Genomic DNA, 18635 nt, shown 5'->3' with positions numbered 1-18635 from the left:
GACATTCGCGTGTAAAGTGCGGGATTGTTGACCGGATGGTGCTGGCTGCTACGACGACGCGAGGGAGATGGGTCACGTGATGAAGCGCCAACGCCGGCAGGATGCGATCGTCGAACGGCTGGGCGCGGGGGATGCGCATGGCATCACCGAACTGGCGCTGGCGCTGGGCGTGTCCGACGAGACGGTGCGGCGCGAATTGCGCGTGCTGGAGGCGGACGGGACAGTGGTGCGCAGCCACGGCGCGGTGCGCCTCGCCCGGGTCGAGGTGGAGGGGTCGTTCGCGACGCGGCTGCAACGCAATGCGGCAGCGAAGCAGCGGATCGCCGCCGCCGCAGCGCGCTACGTGGCGGACGGGCAGACGCTGTTCCTCGATGCGAGCACGACTGGCCATTATGTCGCGCGCGCGCTGCGCGACCATCGCGAGCTGACCGTCGTCACCAATGCGATCGGGGTCGCCACCGAACTGGGCGGCCGCGCGGGCAATCGCGTGCTGCTGGCGGGCGGCGAGCTGGATTACGACTATCGCGCCTGCTTCGATCCGACCGCGCTCGACTATCTGGCGCTGTTCACGCCGTCGCTCGCGATCCTGTCGGTCGAATCGGTCCATCCGGACCACGGCTTCACCGATTATCACGTCGGCGAGGCGGCGACGTGCCGGCGGATGATCGCGCAATCGGGGCGGGTGCTGGTCGCGGCGGACGCGACCAAGTTCGGACGCTATGGCACGATCCGGGTCGCCGGATTCGACGCGGTCGACGTCCTGGTGACCGATGCCGCCCCGTCGGACGATTATCGCAAGGCGCTGGCGGGGATCGAGCTCGTCGTCGCCTGACGGCGCAGCAGCGGCAGCGCGACCAGCGCGCCCGCCGTCGCGATGGCGACATGCAGCAGCCAGAAGCGCGGCGCGGGCATCGTCGCATAAGCGGCGCCGAGGCGGCCGACGACCAGATGCGCGACGAAGCCGTGGAGATAGAAGATGCCGACCATCATCCCGCCGCGGCCGCGCGGGGCGGCGGCGGTGATGAGCGCGAGCGCGGCGGGCCAGGCGAGGACGATGCCGATGTCGAGCAGCAGCACGACGACGACCGGCCCCGCCAGCCCGAGCCGCGCACCGGACAGCGCGAGCAGCGCGGTGAGCGCATAGCCGGTCGCGACCGCGACGCAGCCGAGCGCGAGCTTCGCGGTGGCGGGCGGCTCCCACCCGCGGCGTGCCAGCCGTGGCCAAGTAAGGGCGCCGGCGACGACCAGCAGGATCGTGAACAGCCCGTCCGCCGCGGCGAACCACGCCGGCGGCACCGCGAAGCCGCCGACATGCAGGTCGACATGCGCGTTCGCCCAGACGAGAAAGATGTTGGTGAGCTGTTCGTAGGCGCTGAAGCACAGCGTCACCGACACCACCGCCAGCCAGGCGCGCGCGAGGCCCGGTCCGCCGCCGGCGGGTGCGGGATCGTCCATGGCGGCGGGCGTCGCCGGGACGGTGTGGAAGACGGCCAGCGCGACGATCATCCCCGCCGCCGCGGCGCCGAAGGCATAGGAAAAGCCGAGCCGCGCGGCGATCAGCCCGCAGACGAGCGGACCGAGCATCGCGCCGACGTTGAGGAAGCCGAGATAGACGAGGAAGGCGCGGTCGCGGCGCGAATCGCCCGGCGGATGCCCCGCACCGACCGCGGCGGCCAGATTGCCCTTGAGGCACCCGGTGCCGACGATCAGCAGTGCCAGCCCGGCGAGCAGCGCGGCAGGGTAGATCAGGCAGATATGCCCCGCGGTCATCAGCACGCCGCCGGCGACGATCGTCGCCCGGCGCGAGCGCAGCCGGTCCGCGAGCAACCCGCCGAAGGGCAAAGCGAGATAGGTCAGCGCGCCGTAGAGGCCGTAGAGCTGCGATGCGAAGGCGAGGTCGCCGCCCGTCCCGGTCGCGGCCTCGACCGCGCGGCGCAGCGTCGCGAGCCCGACGACCCGCTCGACGCCGCCGGGCAGCACCACGGTGAGCAGGTACAGCGTCAGCAGCGCCTTCACGCCGTGGAGGGAGAAGCGCTCCCACGCCTCGGTCAGCGCGAGTCGGCGAAGCGTCGAAGCGGGCGTTGAAGCGGGCGCGGGGTGCGTCATCGCAGCAGCCCTTAGGCGCGCAGTGTTGCAGTCCGGGGTCGGCGCGTGGAGTGCGGAGGCGCGCTCGCGGGCGCAGCCCCGGCGATGCGCGGCCTATCGCGCGGGCGGGCGGCGGCGCATAGCGCGGTCATGGCCGATCCTATCCTCTACAGTTTCCGCCGCTGCCCCTATGCGATGCGGGCGCGGCTGGCGCTGGCGGCGAGCCATACCCGCTACGCGCTTCGCGAGGTGCGGCTCGCCGACAAGCCGGCCGCATTGCTGGCGGCATCGCCCAAGGGCACCGTGCCCGTGCTGCAGACGGCTGAGGGAACAGTCATCGACGAAAGCCTGGAGATCATGCGCTGGGCGCTGGCCGCGTGCGACCCCGAGGGCTGGCTGGCGCGCGACGACGCGGCGCTGATCGCCGCCAACGACGGCATGTTCAAGCATCACCTCGACCGGTACAAATATCCCGATCGCCATGGTTCGGACCCCGACGCGCATCGCGACGACGGCCTCCGCTTCCTGCGCGATCTCGAGGCGCGGCTGACCGGGGCCGATCAGTTGGGCGGCGCGGCGCGCGGGATGACCGATGCCGCGATCCTGCCGTTCGTCCGGCAGTTCGCGGCGGTCGACCGGCAATGGTTCGACGCGCAGCCGCTGCCGCGGTTGCAGGCGTGGCTCGCGCGCCACCTCGCCTCGGACCTCTTTGCCGGGATCATGCAGCGGGCGACCCCCTGGTCGCCGGACGCGCCGCCGTCAGGCGGGCCCGGCTAGCGCGGCAAAGGGCGCGCCGACCGCCGGTGGCGGGACCGGGCGGAGCCGCTGGCGCGTGACGGGCGTCAGCCATTCCGCCAGCGACAGACCGGTATGCTCGATCGCCCTGACCACGATCATCCCCGCGGCGCGCGCATCGCTGAGGGCGTCGTGGTGCCGCAGCGGAATGCCGAGATGATGGGACACGACGTTCAGCTTGTGGTTCGGCAGTTCGGGCCAGGCGCGTCGCGCGACCCGCACGCTGTCGAGCCAGACCGTGTCGACCATCGCCCGGTCGTGGACGCGACAGGCAGCGGCGACCGCGCCCTTGTCGAAACTGGAGTGCGCGACGGTGACGCGGCCGGCCAGATGGCCGCAGACTGCCTCGTGCACCTCGGCGAAGCACGGTCGCCCAACGACATGCGCCGCGGCGATGCCGTGGATGCGGGTGTTGAAGCTGCTGAACCGGTCGCGCGGATCGATCAGCGTCTCATATTCGAACTGGATCCGGCCGTCGCGGAAGCCGACGATCCCGATCTGGCAGATGCTGCTGACCCGGGAACAGGCGGTTTCGACGTCGATGACGACGAAGTCGGGCGCGTCCGCGACCGGCGTGGTGGCCATGGCGGGACGGGGGGCGGGAGGGACCATGCGCCGGGGCATACAGCCCCGCCGGCGCGCTGTCCAAACGGCCCGGTTGCGGTAACGGTCGGGTGCGCGCGGTGCCGCGTCCGACCGGCCGGGCGTCAGTCCTGGTATCGCAGCCTGTTCGCGAAGCCCTCGTTCGCCTTGGTCATCTTGCCGATCTTTCGCAGGGTAGCGCGGACGTGGCGGTCGAAGCGCTGGTCGTCGTGGATGCCGGTGGTCCGGTATTCGTCGCGGGCGAGCAGGTCCTTGATCTGCGCTGCGAACGCCGCGCGATCGTCGGCGCTGTCCGCGGTTCTGAGCGCGCGGCAGGCCCATTCCTCGGCGGCGGCCTTGTCGTAATCGTCCGCTGCCGCATAGCCGCGCCGGTCGGCGGCCGCCTGATCGAGGCGTGCCGCCTGCAGGCGGCTGTCCAGCCAGGTACGGACGCGTTCGCCGTCCCATGCGTCTGCCGAACCGCTCATGATGCTTTCCACCTTCGAATCGGGAGTGCCGACAAGGGGCCGGCGGATGCGCTTTCCATACGGGCCGGCGCTTCCCATCTAGGCGGCATGGATGAAGACCTCAATCGCCTCGGCCTGATCGACGAGGAGGAGATCGCCCTCGACGAGGCGGCTCTGACGCTGGCGCTGCTCGACCACCCCGGCGTGGATCTCACGCCCTGCCACGACCTGCTGGACGCAATGGCAACGTGGCTCGAATCGGTCGGCGGCGATGCGGAGACGGCGGCGACGCGGGCCGATGCGCTCGCCGCGGTGCTCGGCGGTGCGTTCGGGTTCGCTGGCGACGCCGACACCTATGACGATCCCGCCAATGCCGACCTCATCCGCGTGCTGGAGCGGCGCCGCGGACTGCCGGTGAGCCTGTCGATCCTCTGGGTCGCGATGGCGCGGCGGCTCGGCTGGCGCGCCGACGTCCTCGACGTGCCGGGGCACGTGCTGGTCGTCGTCGGTGCGGAGGCGACGCCGGTGATCGTCGACCCGTTCGCCGGCGGCGTCCGCGTCGGCGCCGAGCGGCTCGCGACGCTGATCGACGCCCATGCCGGGACCGGGCGGGCAGCGACGCACGTCACGGCGATGCCCAACCGGGCGGTGCTGGTCCGCCTGCTCCAGAACCAGGCGTCGCGCGCCGAACAGGCAGGGCAGGGGCGCCGCGCGCTTTCGCTCTACGTCCGGATGACGGCGATGGCGCCCTTCCACCCGCATGCCTGGTGGCAGCGCGCCCGGCTCGAGCTGGTCGACCATGACGTCGCCGCGGCGCGCGCCAGCCTCGGCGCGATGCTGGAGATCACGCGCGAGCCGGCGTTGCGCACGCGCGTCATGGCGACGCTGGACGCGCTGCCGGCGGCGTGACCGGACGGGACGCGCGCGAGTCGCGCCCGCCTTATGCGGGTGCGACCCCGTCGGCATCGACGAGCGCGGCGCCGATCAGCGTACCGACCAGCCTCACCCGTTTCTCGACGAGGTCGACGGGCGTCCGCGGCAGTTCGAGCTGGTAGCGTCCGCCCGCGTCGCGGCGCAGGTAAAAGGCGCCGCCGTCGCGAATCAGGGTGCCGGTCTCGTCGACCCGGGTCCCGATGGTCGCCACGTGCCGCCCGATCCTGCCGCTCGCGTGCGGAGTCGATCAGCGATCGCGCTCGAGGCGCTTGCGATCGGCCTTTCGCGCACGGCTGACGGCGGCGGCATGCTCGCGCGCGCGCTTTTCCGAGGGCTTCTCGTAATGGCGGCGCAGCTTCATCTCGCGATAGACGCCCTCGCGCTGCAGCTTCTTCTTCAGGGCGCGCAACGCCTGATCGACGTTGTTGTCGCGTACGGTAATCAACATGGGAAATCGGCCTCGGACTATCGGTGGCTGCGGCACCTACCGCCAGATGGCTCGGTTGCCAAGAAAAGGCTGAGGGACGACCCCGCACGATATCATGACGACGATCGTACGCGGGCCTGCCCATCACATCAGGTCGTACTTAACCTGTTCGGGCGCACAGGACCAGAGCATCGGCAGAAAGTCGGGTCGTGCGACCTCTTCGCCGTTCGTCAGCTCCATCCACATGCCCATCTCGCGCCGGCCGAGCATCTGGCAATCGCCGTCGTCGAGCATGACGACGATGTCGTCCGGGCAGGTTTCGATCGGCTCCCAGTCGGGTTCCCACACCGTACCCGCGACGTCCTGCTCGGGATGCTGGAACGACGCATCGGCCGATCGCTCCCCGACGGGAGGCGCATGATGCAGGCCGATTCCAGACAGGCCCTCGATCTCCGCGCGCTCGACCGGAGGCAGATCGGCAAAGTCGGGGTCGAGCTTTTCGTGCGTCATGTCAGGTCGGACCCCGTTCGATAAGGAGCCGTGACAACGCGCCGGCGCCGGTTGCGGGCGCGACGATCGTAAAAAAGGGCGTCATCGCGGTCGCGGGCCGGCGTGAACGCAGAAAGCGAATCGGTGCCCCGCGGCTCACGGTCGCTATCACTGGTGCCCGCTCGTCGCGCGGCGGACGGCCTCGTCGACCGGCACGTCGTGCAGCTGGCGATAACGAGCCTCGACGAGGCTGAACAGGCCGAACGCCAGCAGTCCGGCGCCGACGATTAGGTCGAAGGGTTCGGTCAGCCACGACAGGACATGCGCCATCCCGCCGCCCTCGCGCGCCTCCTCGTCCATGCCGGCCCGCAGGAGCAGATAGCCGCTGATGAGGAACACCAGCCCGCGGGCGGCATAGCCGGCCCGGCCCCTCCATTGCACCCATCGGCGCTGCGCGACTGCGGGATCGAGATAGCGCAGGAACGACGCCTTTACCGATTTGACGAGCTGTACTGCGCCGAGGACGAACAACAGCCCGGCCCCGAGCAGGACCAGCGCCCAGCCACTGGGGAGTTGCAGCGCCGCCTCCGTTCCCTCGTGCGGGCTGTCGCCGGACAGCGCCGCCCCCCGCATCAGCCGGACCGCCTGCCACGCGAGCACGAAATGGACGATGCCGCTGGCGCCCGCGGCCAGCCGTTCCATGACACCGCCGCGATCGTTGCCGTGGCACTCGATATCGAACGTGGCGTCGGCGACCCGCCAGATGCCGTAGGCCAGCAAGCCGGCCGCCATGACGCCGAGCAATATCCCCTTTCCCCGAGAACCGCAGCCGGATGGGTTCGTTCCGCCTGTGACCCGGGGGGCGGGGAGCGACTGGGCGCAAGCCGCCTTTTGCCGCGGGCTATCTTTTCTTCGCGGGAATTCCGAGCGCGCTGGTGGATGATCGCACCGATCGGCCGGAGGCGGTGCAAACCGCCGTGCCGGACCGCCAAAGACCCGAACGGACAGGATTTCCCTTATGACCGACCATCTCCAGGACGTGCCGACGATCGCGTTTCCGGGCGAACTGGGCCGTGTCGTCGACGGCCTCCAGCGGGCGCGGCGCGACTGGCGGACGGGGCATGCCCGCCATGCCGAGCGCGGCATCCGCTTCCCCTCGCGGCAGGCGCTGGCGCGTATCCTGCGCGAGCTGGGCGCGGCGCTGTTCCCGCTGCGGCTGGGGCCGCCCGAACTGACCGCGGAGAACGAGAATCGCTGGGTCGAGGCGACGCTCGAATCGACGCTGTCGCAGCTCGCGGCGCAGATCGCGCTCGAATTGCGGATCGTCTCGCCGGCGATCGACAGCGTCGAGGAGGGCGTGCGCGCCGAGCGGATCGTCGGCGATTTCGCGGCGAGCCTGCCCGCGATCCGGCGGCTGCTCGACGAGGATATCCAGGCGGGCTACGCCAACGATCCCGCGGCGCGCAGCGTCGACGAGGTGCTGCTGTCCTATCCGTCGGTCGCGGCGATCATCCATCACCGGCTCGCGCATCGGCTGCACCGGCTCGGCGCGGAACTGGTCGCGCGGGTGATCGCGGAGGTCGCGCATGCCGAGACGGGGATCGACATCCATCCCGCCGCGCGGATCGGGCGCAGCTTCTTCGTCGACCATGGCACCGGCATCGTCATCGGCGCGACCGCGACGATCGGCGACCGCGTGCGGCTCTATCAGGGGGTGACGCTGGGCGGCGAGCCGTCGGTGACGGGCGCGGCCCGCGATGCGGGCGAGGCGTTCGTGCGCCGCCACCCCGCGATCGGCGACGACGTGGTCATTTTCGCCGGTGCGGTCCTGCTCGGCCCGATCACGATCGGCGCGCGCACCCGAATCGGCGGCAACGTCTGGCTGCGCCGCGACGTCCCGCCCGATTCGGTGGTCGAGGTGGCCGAGGCGATCGTCGCGCCGGCGGGTGGTATTGCAGGCTAGGCCGGATCGCCATGCAGCCCTGACGGCCTGCAAACGGCGGTTTCGGCACGTCATCATCTGAATGTCGATCGGCCCTGGGCGAGGGGGTCGTCCCGCCGCCCTCCCGTGGCGGATTCACCCGGCGCGGAATCGTCCGCCTGCAGCCGGGTCATGCTGGCGGCGATGTCCGCGATCGACACCGCGGCCAGCTCGTCCTCCAGCGCCTGACGCGCCTGCCGCAGCGGTGCGCTGAGGCTGGCCACGACGAACCGCCCGATCGCGGCGGTATCCTGCGACATCGCGCGATGGACGCTGAAGATTTCATGGTCCTCGACCGCCAGATAGGCGTCGAGCAGGCGGATTTCCGACGCCGCCCGGCCCAGTACCGTGCCACCGCCGTTGCCGCGATGCGACGCGACCAGCCCCGCCGCCGACAGGCGCGAGAACAGCGCGCGAATGACCGCCGGATTGGTGCCGACATCGGCCGCTATCGTTTCCGACCGCACCGGCCGTCCGTCGTGGCGGGCGAGCAGGACCAGAGCATGGACGGATACGGCAAAACGCGTGCTCGTTGGCAAGCTTCAACTCTCCCTGATTAATGTAACTTTCATTCTTACATTCTAGCGGCTGTCTCAACGACAACAGGGTTTCCCAAGCATTCGACGCTGGGATGACAGCCTGCGGCAAGTTTGTCGATTGAAATATAACACATAATCGGGAGCGGGGTGCGTGGAGGCACCGTTGGATGCGTCATGCGTCCGCGGGATGATCGTGTGAAATCTTATCACGGGTGAAAAGATGAAGTCACTGACCATGGCCGTTCCATACAATCTGAAGATCGATTCACTCGGTGAATTTGCGGACAGGTTGATCGAGGCCTTCACGTCACGGCAAGCTCTTCGCGTCGATCTGTCGTCCGTAGGGACATTCGACCTGTCCATCACCCAGCTGGTCATCCAGCTGATGGCCGCATCGCGCCGGCATGCCCTGGCCATCGGCATCGACTTTTCGCTCGTCGGGCCCCTGCCACCGCCGTTCACCTCCGTCCTCGAACGGAGTGGCTTCATGACGGGATCCCCCGACGACATCGCATTCTGGCAAGGAGATATCCAGTCATGAGCGCCTCGATCCTCACGGTCGACGACAGCGCGAGCCTGCGCATGGCGATCCGCATCGCGCTGACCGGCGCGGGCTATACCGTCACCGAGGCCGGCGACGGCGTCGAAGGTCTGGCCAAGGCGGCCGAAACCCGTTTCGACATGATCGTCACCGATCTCAACATGCCCAACATGGACGGGCTGACGATGATCCGCGAACTGCGCAGCCAGCCCGCGCAGGCCGGTATCCCGATCATCTTCCTGACCACGGAATCGGACGCCGACATGAAGGCGCAGGCCAAGGCGGCCGGCGCGACCGGCTGGCTGGTCAAGCCGTTCGTGCCCGAGCAGCTGGTCAAGGTCGCGCGCAAGGTGCTCGGCCGATGAGCCTCGACGATCCGATCGCCGCGTTCCGGGTGGAGGCGGGCGAGCTGCTCGACCAGGTCGAACAGGGGCTGCTCGACCTGACCCACCGGCTGGACGATGCGAACCTCGTCAATGCGGTGTTCCGCGGGCTGCACACGCTGAAGGGGTCGGGCGCGATGTTCGGCTTCGACGCGCTGGCCGGCTTCACCCACCATTGCGAGAGCGTGTTCGACCAGGTCCGCAAGGGCATCGTCCCGGCGACCGGAGAGATGGTCGCGGTCATCCTGTCGGCGGGCGACCATATGCGGGCGCTGGTCGACGGCGATGCGCCCAAGGCCGCGGGCGATGCGATCCTGGCGCGGCTGGCGACGGCGCTGGAGGCAGCGCGCGGCGGCACGGCACCGGCCGCCGCTGCCGCGTCCGACGCGCCGGCGGCGGGCTGGCGCCTGTCGTTCCGGCTGCCGCCCGACGCGGTCGTCAACGGCACCAATCCGCTGGCGTTGCTCGACGAATTGCGGGGACTGGGGGACTGTACGGTGGTCGCCCGCACCGACACGGTGCCGGCGCTCGCCGACCTGAACGTCGCCGAAATGCATGTCAGCTGGGACGTGACGCTGACCGGCGCCGTGTCGCGCGAGGATATCGAGGACGTCTTCCTCTTCGTCATCGACGACATGACCCTGTCGATCGAGCCGCTCGAGGCGGCCGCGGCGATGCCGGCGCCCGACATGGGGCCGGTCGCCGTCGACCTGCCGGAGATGGACGCGACGTCGGTGGCGATCGAGGCGGGCCGGCCGGCCGGCGAGAGCGTGCGCATCCCCGCCGAGCGGCTGGATGCGCTGATGGACCGCGTCGGCGAGCTCGTCATCGCGCAGAGCCGCCTGTCGCAGCTCGCGCATCAGGACGGCGGCGTCGCGATGCGCTCCATCTCCGAAGAGATCGAACGGCTCGCCGGCGAATTGCGCGACACGATGATGGTGCTGCGCATGGTGCCGGTCGGGCATCTGTTTGGCCGTTTCCGCCGCCTGATCCACGATCTGGCGCGCGAGACCGGCAAGTCGATCGCGCTCGTCACCGAGGGCGAGGCGACCGAGATCGACAAGACCGTGATCGAACGGCTGTTCGATCCGCTCGTCCACCTGATCCGCAACAGCTGCGATCACGGGCTGGAAACGCCGGAGCAGCGCCGCGCCGCGGGCAAGGCCGAGGGCGGCGTCGTCCGCCTGTCGGCGCATCAGGCGGGCGGCGAGGTCATCATCACCATCCGCGACGATGGCCGCGGCATCGACCGTGCCCGCGTCCGCGCCAAGGCGGAGGCGAACGGGCTGATCGAGGCCGGCCAGCCGCTGACCGACGGCGAACTGCTCCACCTGATCTTCCACCCCGGTTTCTCGACCGCGGCGACGGTGACCAGCCTGTCGGGGCGCGGCGTCGGCATGGACGTGGTCAAGCGCACGATCGAGAGCCTGCGCGGCACGATCGACATCGCCTCGACCGACGGCGAGGGGTCGACGATCACGCTGCGCATCCCGCTGACGCTGGCGATCATCGAGGGGCTGCTCGTCCGCGTCGGCGACAGCCGCTACGTGATGCCGCTGTCGGCGGTGGAGGAGTGCCTCGAACTGTCGCCCGAGGACGATCGGCGCGCACGCGGGCAGAACCTCATCACGCTGCGCGAGCGGCTGGTGCCGTTCGTCCGCCTGCGCGAACTGTTCGCCACCGGCACGCCGGCCGATCCCTATCAGAAGATCGTCGTCGTCGCGGTCGGCAACGAGCGCGTCGGGCTGGTGGTCGACCAGATCATCGGCAACCACCAGACGGTCATCAAGTCGATGACCGCGCTGCACCGCGGCGTCGCCGCCTTCGCGGGCGCGACCATCCTCGGCGACGGCAACGTCGCCCTGATCCTCGACATCGGCCAGCTCGTCGCGGCGGCCCAACCCAGGGAGGAGCGGCTGCGTGCCGCGAGCTGACATGACCCATCCCTCTTCCACATCGGGCGAGCTGCCGCCGCCCGGCACCAGCTTCGAGGTGCTGACCTTCGGCATGGGCGGCGAGGTGTTCGCGCTCGACGCGGTGCTGGTCCGCGAGATCCTCGACGTCATGCCGCGCACCGCGGTGCCGGGCGCCGACCCGCTGGTCGGCCACGTCATCAACTTCCGCGGCCGCGTCATCCCGCTCGCCGACCTGCGTCCCGCCTTCGGGATGGAGCAGGCGGCGGCGACCGCGCTCAGCCGCATCGTCGTGATCGAACTGACGATCGACGGCGAGGCGCTGCTGATCGGGCTGACCACCGATCGCGTCGACGCGGTGACGACGCTGAGCGCCGATGCCTGCGAGCAGCCGCCCGCGATCGGCATGCGCTGGCCGCGCGACCATGTCCGCTGCCTCGTCCGGCGCGCGCACGACATCGTCGTGATGCCCGACCTGCAGACCGTGTTCCAGACGCTGGCCGACCGGGCCGGCGCCACCACCCTTCACTGATTTCAACGAGCCGGGGAGGCTTTACCAATGCGTGCCACGATCAAAATGAAGCTGGGGGCGACGTTCGCCGTCCTCGTCGCGATGATGCTGGGCATCGTCGGCGTCGGCATCAGCCGGATGAACGAGCTCAATAACGCCATCACCCAGGTGATCGCGGATCCGGCCATGCAGCTGGATACCGCGCTGTCCATCGACGCCGATTCGGGACGGGTCGTGCGGAACGAGAAGAACATGGCGACGACGACCGATCTGACCGAAAAGCAGAAGTTCGGCGATCGCATGGTGGAGATGCGGGCGAAGGTCGATCGCGAGATCGCCGAGGGCCTTGGCCGCGCGACCGAGCGGGGTAAGCCGATCTGGGCCGAAGTCATTCCGCGCTGGAACGCGTACAAGGCGATCAACGAGCGCATCCGGATCCTCACGCTCGCCAACCGGAACGACGAGGCGCTGAGGCTGTCGATGGGTGACGCGCGCGTCGAGGTGATGGCGATGGGCGCCGCCACCCAGAAGCTCGTCGGCCTCCAGCGGCAACGCATGAAGGAAGCGGATGCCAGCACGAACGACCTCTACGCCTCCGCCCGCACGACGCTGCTCCTCGTCGCCGGCCTCGCGCTGGTGGTCGCCATCGGCGGTGCGATCTGGATCTCGCGCGTCGTCTCAGTCGGCCTGAACCGGGCCCGTGCCGCGCTCGATGCGGTCGCGATCGGCGATCTCGACAGCGAGATGACCGTGACGTCGAACGACGAGATCAAGGACCTGATCGACACGGTCGGTAACATGACCGTGAACCTGCGCAAATCGGCCGCGCTGGCCGACATGATCGCGCGCGGCGACCTGACCGTCGACTATCAGCCGCTGTCGGACAAGGACAAGCTGGGCCATTCGCTGGTGTCGATGGTGGAGCGCCTGCGCGGCGTCCTCGGCAACGCCACGCTGGCGGCACAGAATGTCGCCGCCGGCACGCAGCAGCTGTCCTCGACCGCGGACCAGGTGTCGCAGGGCGCGACCGAACAGGCCGCGGCCGCCGAGGAAGCATCGGCATCGATGGAGCAGATGACCGCCAACATCAAACAGAATGCCGACAATGCGGCGCAGACCGAGAAGATCGCGCGCCAGTCGTCGAAGGATGCCGAGGCCAGCGGCGCGGCGGTCGACAAGGCGGTCGGCGCGATGCGCACCATCGCCGAGAAGATCGGCATCGTGCAGGAAATCGCGCGCCAGACCGACCTGCTCGCGCTGAACGCGGCGGTCGAGGCGGCCCGTGCCGGCGAACATGGCAAGGGCTTCGCGGTGGTCGCTTCCGAGGTGCGCAAGCTCGCCGAGCGCAGCCAGACCGCGGCGGCCGAGATCAGCGCGGTCTCGTCCGACACCGTCGCCGCGGCGGCACAGGCCGGCGAGATGCTCACCAAGCTGGTCCCCGACATCCGCCGCACCGCGGAACTGGTGTCCGAGATCAGCGCCGCCTGCCGCGAGCAGGATATCGGCTCCAGCCAGATCAACGAGGCGATCCAGCAGCTCGACAAGGTGACGCAGGAGAATGCGTCGGCGTCCGAGCAGATCTCGTCCACGTCCGAGGAACTGGCGGGCCAGGCGGAGGAGCTGCAGGAAGGCATCTCCTTCTTCCAGATCGAGGCGATCTCGGCCAGCGTCCGTCCCGCCGCTCGCACCGCCACGCCGGCGGCCCGCAAGCCGGCCGCCGCCAAGAAGGCCGCGGTGCGCGCACCCGCCCGCGCCAAGGCCAAGCCCGGCTCGGTCGCCGACCAGCAGGCCCGCGTCCGCGGCTTCTCGCTCGACCTGACGCAGGGCGGGGCGGACGGCGAAGACGCCGAATTCGGCCGCGCGGCGTGACCGCCGCCGGTCTGATGTCCGCCCGCGGGGACGTGCAGGCCGTCGTGTTCAACCTGGGGGGCGAAACCTTCGCCCTCCCGGTGGGCACGGTGCGCGAGATCCTCGACCATCGCGACGCGTTTCGCATGCCGCAGGGGCCGGCGTGGCTCGCCGGGCTGATCGAGGTGCGCGGCGAGGCGATCCCGATGGTGGACCTGCGCGTCCGGCTCGGCATGGCCGCCGCTGCGATCGGCGTCACCACCCGCGTGCTGGTCGTCGACGTGCCGGTCGGCGCGGGGGCGGCCGGCGACGGGATGGCCGGTGACGGGATGGCTGGCGACGGGGCCGAGGGCGGCGTGCGCCAGCTGACGCTGGGCCTGATCGTCGACCGCGTGCTCGACGTCGCGAGCTTTCCCGCCGCGTCGATCGAGACGACGCCCGATATCGGGGTGCGCTGGCGCTCCGACTATATCGACGGCGTCGTGCGGCGGCCCGACGGCTTCGTCGTGCTGCTGGCGGCGGGGCCGATCTTCTCGGGCGACGACGATGCCCTCGTCGCGCTCGATCGCGCCGCCTGATTCGCGCAACCGAAAGACCTTTCCCATGACGATCACGACCGGAACCCGGCCGGGCGGCGCGCGCGCCGCACCGGCGGCGGCCACCGAACCGCTCGACCGGCTAGAGCCGCGCGACTTCCAGCGGCTGGCGGAGTTCATCCGCGACGAGGCGGGGATCAAGATGCCCGGCAGCAAGACCATCATGTTGGAGGGGCGCCTGCGCCGCCGGGTCCGGGCGACCGGCACCGGGACGATCGGCGGCTATTGCGCATGGTTCTTCGGCAGCGGCCGCAACGACGAGGAGGCGGTCCACCTGATCAATGCGGTGACGACCAACAAGACCGACTTCTTCCGCGAACCGCGCCATTTCGACTATCTGCGCGACACGGCGCTGCCGGCGCTGCGCGATGCCGGCCGGCGCCCGGTGCGGGCGTGGAGCGCGGCCTGCTCGACCGGCGCGGAACCCTATACGATGGCGATGGTGATGGACGCCTTCGCCGCGCAGGCCGGCGGGCCGGATTACGAGATCCTCGCCACCGACCTCGATACCGAGGTGCTGGCGGTGGCGCAGCGCGGCATCTTTCCCGCGGCATCGGTCGACCCGGTGCCGCCGGTGCTGCGCCAGCGCTACGTCATGGCGGCGAAGGCGGCGAAGCGCGACGACGTGCGGATGGCGCCGGCGCTGCGCGCGCGGATCGGCTTCGCGCGGCACAACCTGATGGACACGCGTTACGACGTCGGCGCGGCGATGGACCTGATCTTCTGCCGCAACGTCCTCATCTACTTCGACAAGCCGACGCAGGAACAGGTCGTGCGGCGGCTGGCGGAATGCCTGCGCCCCGGCGGCTACCTGTTCCTCGGCCATTCGGAATCGATCGCCGGTTTCGACCTTCCCCTGACGACGGTGGCCAACACCGTCTTTCAACGGACCGCCATGCCATGAAGCCAGTCCGTGTCCTCGTCATCGACGACAGCGCCAGCGTGCGCCAGGCGATGACCGCGATCCTGTCCGCCGATCCGGGGATCGAGGTGATCGCCGCCGCCGCCGATCCCTTTGCCGCGGCGCGCTACATCCAGGCCGAGGTGCCCGACGTCATCACGCTGGACGTCGAGATGCCGCGGATGGACGGCATCACCTTTCTGCGCCGGCTGATGAGCCAGCATCCGGTTCCCGTCGTGATGTGTTCGTCGCTGGTCGAGGAGGGGTCGGAAACACTGCTCCAGGCGCTGGAGGCCGGCGCGGTCGACATCATCCTGAAACCCCGGATGGGCGTCGCCGACCATATCGCCGAGGCGCATGCGCAGATCTGCGAGACGGTGAAGGGCGCCGCGGCGGCGCGGCTGGGCGCGCGGCGGGCGGGGCGCGGTATCGCGGCGCCCGCGGCGAAGCTGACCGCCGACGCCGTGCTGCCGCCGCCCACCGGCCGCGCGATGAGCCGCACGACCGAGATGGTGGTGTGCATCGGCGCCTCGACCGGGGGGACGGAGGCGCTGCGCGCGGTGCTGGAGGCGCTGCCCGCCAACGCGCCGGGGATCGTCGTCGTCCAGCATATGCCCGAAAGCTTCACCAAGGCGTTCGCGCGGCGGCTGAACAGCCTGTGCGAGGTCGACGTCAAGGAAGCCGAGCATGGCGACACGGTGATGCGCGGCCACGTGCTGATCGCGCCCGGCGGGCTGCGCCACACCATGCTGGAGCGGCAGGGCGCGCGCTATGTCGTCGCGGTGAAGGAAGGGCCGCTGGTGTCGCGGCACCGGCCGTCGGTCGACGTGCTGTTCCGGTCGGCGGCGCGCAATGCGGGCGCCAATGCGGTGGGCGTCATCATGACCGGCATGGGCGACGACGGCGCGCGCGGGCTGCTCGAGATGAAGCAGGCGGGCGCGCGCACGATCGCGCAGGACGAGGCGACCTCGGTCGTGTTCGGCATGCCCAAGGAAGCGATCGCGCGCGGCGCCGCCGACCGGATCGCGCCGCTCGGCACCATCGCACACGAGCTGCTGCTCGCCGCGGCGCGATAGCGCCAGAACGAAGGGGGCGTCATGCTACACCAGACCATCACCATCGATTCCGCCGTGCCGGTCGGCGACGATCCCGCGCCGGCGCCGGGCGATTGCCCGATCCGCACCGAACTGGCGCTGCTCGCCGCCGGGCTCGACACGCGTTTCCTGCGCGCCGGCACCGCGCTGGCCCATGCGGTCGGGATGATCGATCGCGTCATCGGCGGGCTCGACGATGTCGTCGCCGCGCTCGACGAGCGCACCGCGGGAGTGGCGGTGACCGACCTGCGCCGCGTCGCCGATGCCCTCAACGCGCTGCCCGCGCGGCAGGCCGGACGCGCCGGGCGCATGGCCGCGGTCGGCCGGATCTCGCGCGAGCTCAGCGAGCATGTCCTCGACATGCACCAGACGCTGCGCGTGCTGAACATCTATGGCGTCAACATCAAGATCGCCGCGTCCGGCGCCGACCAGTTCGTCGATTTCGTCGAGGGGATGGCGGGCAAATTGTCGGTCGGCGAAGGCGAACTGGCCGGCTTCATCGCCCAGCTCAAGGACCTGATGCGCTCGGTCGCGGACGTGCAGCAGGCCGACCGGCTGCTCGCCGCGGAGAGCGCGACGGTGGTGCCGGAGATCCCCGCGCGCCTCGCCGGCGATGCCGCCGCGCTGGCCGCGCATCTGGCCGGGGTCGCCGTCGTCGCGCGCACCGTCGCCGCCATCGCGCGCCGCGTGCAGGGCAAGGTCGCGGTGGTGCTCGGTGCGCTGCAGGTCGGCGACAGCACGCGGCAGCGGCTGGAGCATGTCGTCGCCGCGCTGCAGCTGCTCGAGGCATCCGGCGGCGATGCGCCGCCCGATCCGGCGGTGGCCGGCCATATCGACCGGTTGCTGGCGGCGCAGATCGAGGGCGCCCGCGACGATTTCGCGCGCGACATCGCGGCGATGCTGGCCTCGCTCGCCGATCTGGTGCCCGAGACCGACGAACTGCTCGCGCTGATCGTCGAACAGGGCGACGGCGGCGGTCGCGATTTCCTCGACCGGCTGGAACGCGGCATCGCCGATGTCGAACGCGTCACCGGGCGGCTGCGCGACGCCGAGCGGCAGTCGACCGCGATGGTCGGGATCATCACCGACACCGTCGCCGGGCTGACCCGGCGTCTCGCCAGGGTCCAGCGCATCCGGTTGCAGGTGCAGGACATCGCCACCAACACCCGGCTGTTGTGCCGCCGGCACGGCACGATTGGCAAGGCGGTGGCGGTGATCGCGGTCGAGGTGGACGTCTATGCCTGTCGGCTGGCCGGCACCACCGAATGCGTGGCGCAGGTGATCGCGGACCTCAAGGCGGTCGAGGCGGCGCTGCTCGACGAGGCGGACGCGCAGGCGTCGGACGGACGCGACATGGGCGATACGCTCGCCGCCGCGCTCGCGGTCGTCCGTCACGCCTGCCAGCGCACCGGCCTGGTCTCGATGGAGGGCAGCGACGACGCCCGGCATCTGGGGGCGTTGCTGATGGCCACGACCGCGGAACTGGCGAAGGAGGATGCCGTCACCGCCGCGCTGGGCCTCGCCGCCGGGACGCTGGCCGGGCGCACCCCGCCCGCGCCGATGACCCCCGATGCCGAGGCCATGCTGCGCGAGCTGCTGCCCCGGGTCGGCGCGATGTACACGATGGCGCAGGAGCGTGCGATCCACGCGGCGTTCCTGCTGCCCGGTATGGACGACGTCGGCCCCACGGTGGCCGACGACGAGGATGACGACGACGACGGATTGTTCTGACGGGGGGCGAGCGGCGCCCGCCACAGGATTCCCTTGTGCTCATCGCGAAAAGGAGGATGGTGGGTTATCAACGGGATGCGATCACATGACCGATTATGCACGATACGCGTCCGATATCCTGCAAGCGCGTCATCGCCGCGAAGCTCTGTTTCCGCCGGCGCTGTTCGACGAGTTCGCGTGGGAGATCCTGCTCGCTTTGTACATCAACCGCGGGTCCGGCAGCGATGTGGATGCCGCGACGGTGTTCGATACGGTCGGGTGCCGGCCGGCGGTCGGCCAGCGCTGGCTCGCCTATCTTGCCGAAAAGAACCAGATCGTGCACGCGGGGCCGCATATCGTGCTGCACGACGATGCGGTCGGCCCGATGGAGGATTATCTCGGCGGCCTGATCCGCGATGCGGAACGCGTGACGTAAGGGGCGTGCCCCGTCACACCGGGCGGGCGGCGGCCCTGAGCGTCGCCGTCAGATAGCCTTCGAGCGCGGTGATCGCCTGTGCGGAAAGCGTCAGCGGCGACGTCAGGTCGCGCCGGCCGTCGCACGTCACCAGCCCCGCGGTCAGCAGATGCTGGATCCAGCGCATCATGGTCGGGGCAGGGCAGGCCAGCTCACGGGCTAGCAGATCGCCGGTAAACCGCCGCCCCGCCGCGTCGCCGACGAACAGCGTCAACAGCGCATCCCACGCCCATTCGCCGAACAGATCGTCGGGCAAATGCGCGCGGCGCAGCCGGCGATTGCACAGGATCGCACGCGCAGCCCGGGCGAGGGCATCCTCGTCGCCGTCGACGGGGCGCTGATCCCTGAACGCATCCTGCATGCCG

The 18635-nt window shown here is 70.3% G+C and carries 23 protein-coding genes; 14 read left to right on the top strand and 9 right to left on the bottom strand.

Translation table 11 applies throughout. The annotated features are described in order from the left end of the window. Nucleotides 1-79: 79 nt before the first annotated feature. On the top strand, nucleotides 80-832 hold the full coding sequence (locus AC1RTO_RS19085) for a DeoR/GlpR family DNA-binding transcription regulator (RefSeq protein ID WP_493162424.1): 753 nt from the start codon (nucleotides 80-82) through the stop codon (nucleotides 830-832). On the opposite strand, the gene AC1RTO_RS19080 is transcribed toward AC1RTO_RS19085, so the two are convergent. After that, complete coding sequence (locus tag AC1RTO_RS19080) at nucleotides 790-2106, bottom strand: POT-type proton-dependent oligopeptide transporter (protein WP_493162423.1); 1317 nt, start codon at nucleotides 2104-2106, stop codon at nucleotides 790-792. The two genes, AC1RTO_RS19085 and AC1RTO_RS19080, sit on opposite strands and share 43 nt — an antisense overlap. 129 nt (nucleotides 2107-2235) lie before the next feature. Between AC1RTO_RS19080 and AC1RTO_RS19075 the strand changes: the two genes are divergently transcribed. Further along, on the top strand, nucleotides 2236-2862 hold the full coding sequence (locus AC1RTO_RS19075; RefSeq protein WP_493162421.1) for a glutathione S-transferase: 627 nt from the start codon (nucleotides 2236-2238) through the stop codon (nucleotides 2860-2862). On the opposite strand, the gene AC1RTO_RS19070 is transcribed toward AC1RTO_RS19075, so the two are convergent. After that, nucleotides 2845-3492 carry a 3'-5' exonuclease gene (locus AC1RTO_RS19070; protein ID WP_493162420.1) on the bottom strand — a complete coding sequence of 216 codons (648 nt, stop codon included), beginning with the start codon at nucleotides 3490-3492 and terminating at the stop codon, nucleotides 2845-2847. The two genes, AC1RTO_RS19075 and AC1RTO_RS19070, sit on opposite strands and share 18 nt — an antisense overlap. A 95-nt stretch (nucleotides 3493-3587) precedes the next feature. After that, complete coding sequence (locus AC1RTO_RS19065; RefSeq protein WP_493162419.1) at nucleotides 3588-3950, bottom strand: hypothetical protein; 363 nt, start codon at nucleotides 3948-3950, stop codon at nucleotides 3588-3590. Nucleotides 3951-4037: 87 nt separating this feature from the next. Between AC1RTO_RS19065 and AC1RTO_RS19060 the strand changes: the two genes are divergently transcribed. Continuing rightward, complete coding sequence (locus tag AC1RTO_RS19060; protein ID WP_493162418.1) at nucleotides 4038-4838, top strand: SirB1 family protein; 801 nt, start codon at nucleotides 4038-4040, stop codon at nucleotides 4836-4838. Nucleotides 4839-4869: 31 nt separating this feature from the next. Here the strand turns inward: AC1RTO_RS19060 and AC1RTO_RS19055 are convergent, their stop codons facing one another. The 4 genes from AC1RTO_RS19055 to AC1RTO_RS19040 form a co-directional block, all read right to left on the bottom strand. Continuing rightward, nucleotides 4870-5073, bottom strand: coding sequence for a DUF5818 domain-containing protein (locus AC1RTO_RS19055; RefSeq protein WP_493162417.1), 204 nt, complete (start codon nucleotides 5071-5073; stop codon nucleotides 4870-4872). A 36-nt stretch (nucleotides 5074-5109) separates the two neighbouring features. After that, nucleotides 5110-5310 (bottom strand): 30S ribosomal protein S21, encoded by a 201-nt coding sequence (gene rpsU / locus AC1RTO_RS19050; protein WP_293874394.1) that lies wholly within the window; start codon nucleotides 5308-5310, stop codon nucleotides 5110-5112. A gap of 123 nt (nucleotides 5311-5433) precedes the next feature. Next, the gene (locus AC1RTO_RS19045; RefSeq protein WP_493162416.1) at nucleotides 5434-5799 is read right to left on the bottom strand and encodes a hypothetical protein; all 366 of its coding nucleotides are present in this window, start codon (nucleotides 5797-5799) and stop codon (nucleotides 5434-5436) included. A 147-nt stretch (nucleotides 5800-5946) separates the two neighbouring features. After that, nucleotides 5947-6570, bottom strand: a complete 624-nt coding sequence (locus tag AC1RTO_RS19040) for a DUF1206 domain-containing protein (protein ID WP_493162415.1) — start codon at nucleotides 6568-6570, stop codon at nucleotides 5947-5949. A gap of 226 nt (nucleotides 6571-6796) precedes the next feature. Here AC1RTO_RS19040 and epsC point away from each other — a divergent pair, with 226 nt between their 5' ends. Further along, nucleotides 6797-7741, top strand: a complete 945-nt coding sequence (gene epsC / locus AC1RTO_RS19035; RefSeq protein ID WP_493162414.1) for a serine O-acetyltransferase EpsC — start codon at nucleotides 6797-6799, stop codon at nucleotides 7739-7741. Nucleotides 7742-7794: 53 nt separating this feature from the next. Here epsC and AC1RTO_RS19030 read toward each other — a convergent pair whose 3' ends face one another. After that, nucleotides 7795-8298 (bottom strand): Rrf2 family transcriptional regulator, encoded by a 504-nt coding sequence (locus AC1RTO_RS19030; protein WP_493162413.1) that lies wholly within the window; start codon nucleotides 8296-8298, stop codon nucleotides 7795-7797. Nucleotides 8299-8518: 220 nt separating this feature from the next. Here AC1RTO_RS19030 and AC1RTO_RS19025 point away from each other — a divergent pair, with 220 nt between their 5' ends. The 10 genes from AC1RTO_RS19025 to AC1RTO_RS18980 all read left to right on the top strand — a co-directional run bounded on the left by AC1RTO_RS19025 (nucleotide 8519) and on the right by AC1RTO_RS18980 (nucleotide 18231). Beyond that, on the top strand, nucleotides 8519-8839 hold the full coding sequence (locus AC1RTO_RS19025; RefSeq protein WP_493162412.1) for an STAS domain-containing protein: 321 nt from the start codon (nucleotides 8519-8521) through the stop codon (nucleotides 8837-8839). After that, nucleotides 8836-9204, top strand: a complete 369-nt coding sequence (locus tag AC1RTO_RS19020; protein WP_493162411.1) for a response regulator — start codon at nucleotides 8836-8838, stop codon at nucleotides 9202-9204. The genes AC1RTO_RS19025 and AC1RTO_RS19020 overlap by 4 nt, the downstream gene beginning before the upstream one ends. Then, nucleotides 9201-11156: a chemotaxis protein CheA gene (locus AC1RTO_RS19015; RefSeq protein WP_493162410.1), complete on the top strand. Its 1956-nt coding sequence runs from the start codon at nucleotides 9201-9203 to the stop codon at nucleotides 11154-11156. Before AC1RTO_RS19020 ends, AC1RTO_RS19015 begins: the two co-directional genes overlap by 4 nt. A gap of 1 nt (nucleotide 11157) precedes the next feature. Next, nucleotides 11158-11667 carry a chemotaxis protein CheW gene (locus tag AC1RTO_RS19010; protein WP_493162409.1) on the top strand — a complete coding sequence of 170 codons (510 nt, stop codon included), beginning with the start codon at nucleotides 11158-11160 and terminating at the stop codon, nucleotides 11665-11667. A gap of 27 nt (nucleotides 11668-11694) precedes the next feature. Then, entirely contained in the window at nucleotides 11695-13515 is a 1821-nt protein-coding gene (locus AC1RTO_RS19005) for a methyl-accepting chemotaxis protein (protein ID WP_493162408.1), read from the top strand. 14 nt (nucleotides 13516-13529) lie between these two features. Continuing rightward, the gene (locus tag AC1RTO_RS19000) at nucleotides 13530-14072 is read left to right on the top strand and encodes a chemotaxis protein CheW (protein ID WP_493162407.1); all 543 of its coding nucleotides are present in this window, start codon (nucleotides 13530-13532) and stop codon (nucleotides 14070-14072) included. Between the two features lie 25 nt (nucleotides 14073-14097). Continuing rightward, complete coding sequence (locus tag AC1RTO_RS18995) at nucleotides 14098-14994, top strand: CheR family methyltransferase (RefSeq protein WP_493162406.1); 897 nt, start codon at nucleotides 14098-14100, stop codon at nucleotides 14992-14994. Further along, nucleotides 14991-16067, top strand: coding sequence for a protein-glutamate methylesterase/protein-glutamine glutaminase (locus AC1RTO_RS18990; RefSeq protein WP_493162405.1), 1077 nt, complete (start codon nucleotides 14991-14993; stop codon nucleotides 16065-16067). Before AC1RTO_RS18995 ends, AC1RTO_RS18990 begins: the two co-directional genes overlap by 4 nt. A gap of 21 nt (nucleotides 16068-16088) precedes the next feature. Beyond that, nucleotides 16089-17816 carry a hypothetical protein gene (locus tag AC1RTO_RS18985; protein ID WP_493162404.1) on the top strand — a complete coding sequence of 576 codons (1728 nt, stop codon included), beginning with the start codon at nucleotides 16089-16091 and terminating at the stop codon, nucleotides 17814-17816. An 85-nt stretch (nucleotides 17817-17901) separates the two neighbouring features. Further along, a complete protein-coding gene (locus AC1RTO_RS18980; protein ID WP_493162403.1) occupies nucleotides 17902-18231 on the top strand; it encodes a hypothetical protein in 330 nt (109 codons plus the stop codon). A 13-nt stretch (nucleotides 18232-18244) separates the two neighbouring features. On the opposite strand, the gene AC1RTO_RS18975 is transcribed toward AC1RTO_RS18980, so the two are convergent. After that, entirely contained in the window at nucleotides 18245-18631 is a 387-nt protein-coding gene (locus AC1RTO_RS18975) for a hypothetical protein (RefSeq protein ID WP_493162402.1), read from the bottom strand. Nucleotides 18632-18635 lie beyond the last annotated feature (4 nt).

It is taken from the genome of Sphingomonas sp. GW821-FHT10F09, assembly GCF_058809195.1.
This window is presented reverse-complemented; position numbering and strand designations above follow the sequence as displayed.

Bases quoted from the DNA above. Each gene is read 5' to 3' on its own strand.
- AC1RTO_RS19060 (WP_493162418.1), top strand. From the start codon at position 4,038: ATGGATGAAGACCTCAATCGCCTCGGCCTGATCGACGAGGAGGAGATC.
- AC1RTO_RS19010 (WP_493162409.1), top strand. From the start codon at position 11,158: ATGACCCATCCCTCTTCCACATCGGGCGAGCTGCCGCCGCCCGGCACC.
- AC1RTO_RS19075 (WP_493162421.1), top strand. From the start codon at position 2,236: ATGGCCGATCCTATCCTCTACAGTTTCCGCCGCTGCCCCTATGCGATG.
- epsC (WP_493162414.1), top strand. From the start codon at position 6,797: ATGACCGACCATCTCCAGGACGTGCCGACGATCGCGTTTCCGGGCGAA.
- AC1RTO_RS19070 (WP_493162420.1), bottom strand. From the start codon at position 3,492: ATGGTCCCTCCCGCCCCCCGTCCCGCCATGGCCACCACGCCGGTCGCG.
- AC1RTO_RS18985 (WP_493162404.1), top strand. From the start codon at position 16,089: ATGCTACACCAGACCATCACCATCGATTCCGCCGTGCCGGTCGGCGAC.
- AC1RTO_RS19020 (WP_493162411.1), top strand. From the start codon at position 8,836: ATGAGCGCCTCGATCCTCACGGTCGACGACAGCGCGAGCCTGCGCATG.
- rpsU (WP_293874394.1), bottom strand. From the start codon at position 5,310: ATGTTGATTACCGTACGCGACAACAACGTCGATCAGGCGTTGCGCGCC.
- AC1RTO_RS18995 (WP_493162406.1), top strand. From the start codon at position 14,098: ATGACGATCACGACCGGAACCCGGCCGGGCGGCGCGCGCGCCGCACCG.
- AC1RTO_RS19085 (WP_493162424.1), top strand. From the start codon at position 80: ATGAAGCGCCAACGCCGGCAGGATGCGATCGTCGAACGGCTGGGCGCG.
- AC1RTO_RS19025 (WP_493162412.1), top strand. From the start codon at position 8,519: ATGAAGTCACTGACCATGGCCGTTCCATACAATCTGAAGATCGATTCA.
- AC1RTO_RS19015 (WP_493162410.1), top strand. From the start codon at position 9,201: ATGAGCCTCGACGATCCGATCGCCGCGTTCCGGGTGGAGGCGGGCGAG.
- AC1RTO_RS18990 (WP_493162405.1), top strand. From the start codon at position 14,991: ATGAAGCCAGTCCGTGTCCTCGTCATCGACGACAGCGCCAGCGTGCGC.
- AC1RTO_RS19000 (WP_493162407.1), top strand. From the start codon at position 13,530: ATGTCCGCCCGCGGGGACGTGCAGGCCGTCGTGTTCAACCTGGGGGGC.
- AC1RTO_RS18980 (WP_493162403.1), top strand. From the start codon at position 17,902: ATGACCGATTATGCACGATACGCGTCCGATATCCTGCAAGCGCGTCAT.
- AC1RTO_RS19040 (WP_493162415.1), bottom strand. From the start codon at position 6,570: ATGGCGGCCGGCTTGCTGGCCTACGGCATCTGGCGGGTCGCCGACGCC.
- AC1RTO_RS19080 (WP_493162423.1), bottom strand. From the start codon at position 2,106: ATGACGCACCCCGCGCCCGCTTCAACGCCCGCTTCGACGCTTCGCCGA.
- AC1RTO_RS19005 (WP_493162408.1), top strand. From the start codon at position 11,695: ATGCGTGCCACGATCAAAATGAAGCTGGGGGCGACGTTCGCCGTCCTC.
- AC1RTO_RS19045 (WP_493162416.1), bottom strand. From the start codon at position 5,799: ATGACGCACGAAAAGCTCGACCCCGACTTTGCCGATCTGCCTCCGGTC.
- AC1RTO_RS18975 (WP_493162402.1), bottom strand. From the start codon at position 18,631: ATGCAGGATGCGTTCAGGGATCAGCGCCCCGTCGACGGCGACGAGGAT.
- AC1RTO_RS19065 (WP_493162419.1), bottom strand. From the start codon at position 3,950: ATGAGCGGTTCGGCAGACGCATGGGACGGCGAACGCGTCCGTACCTGG.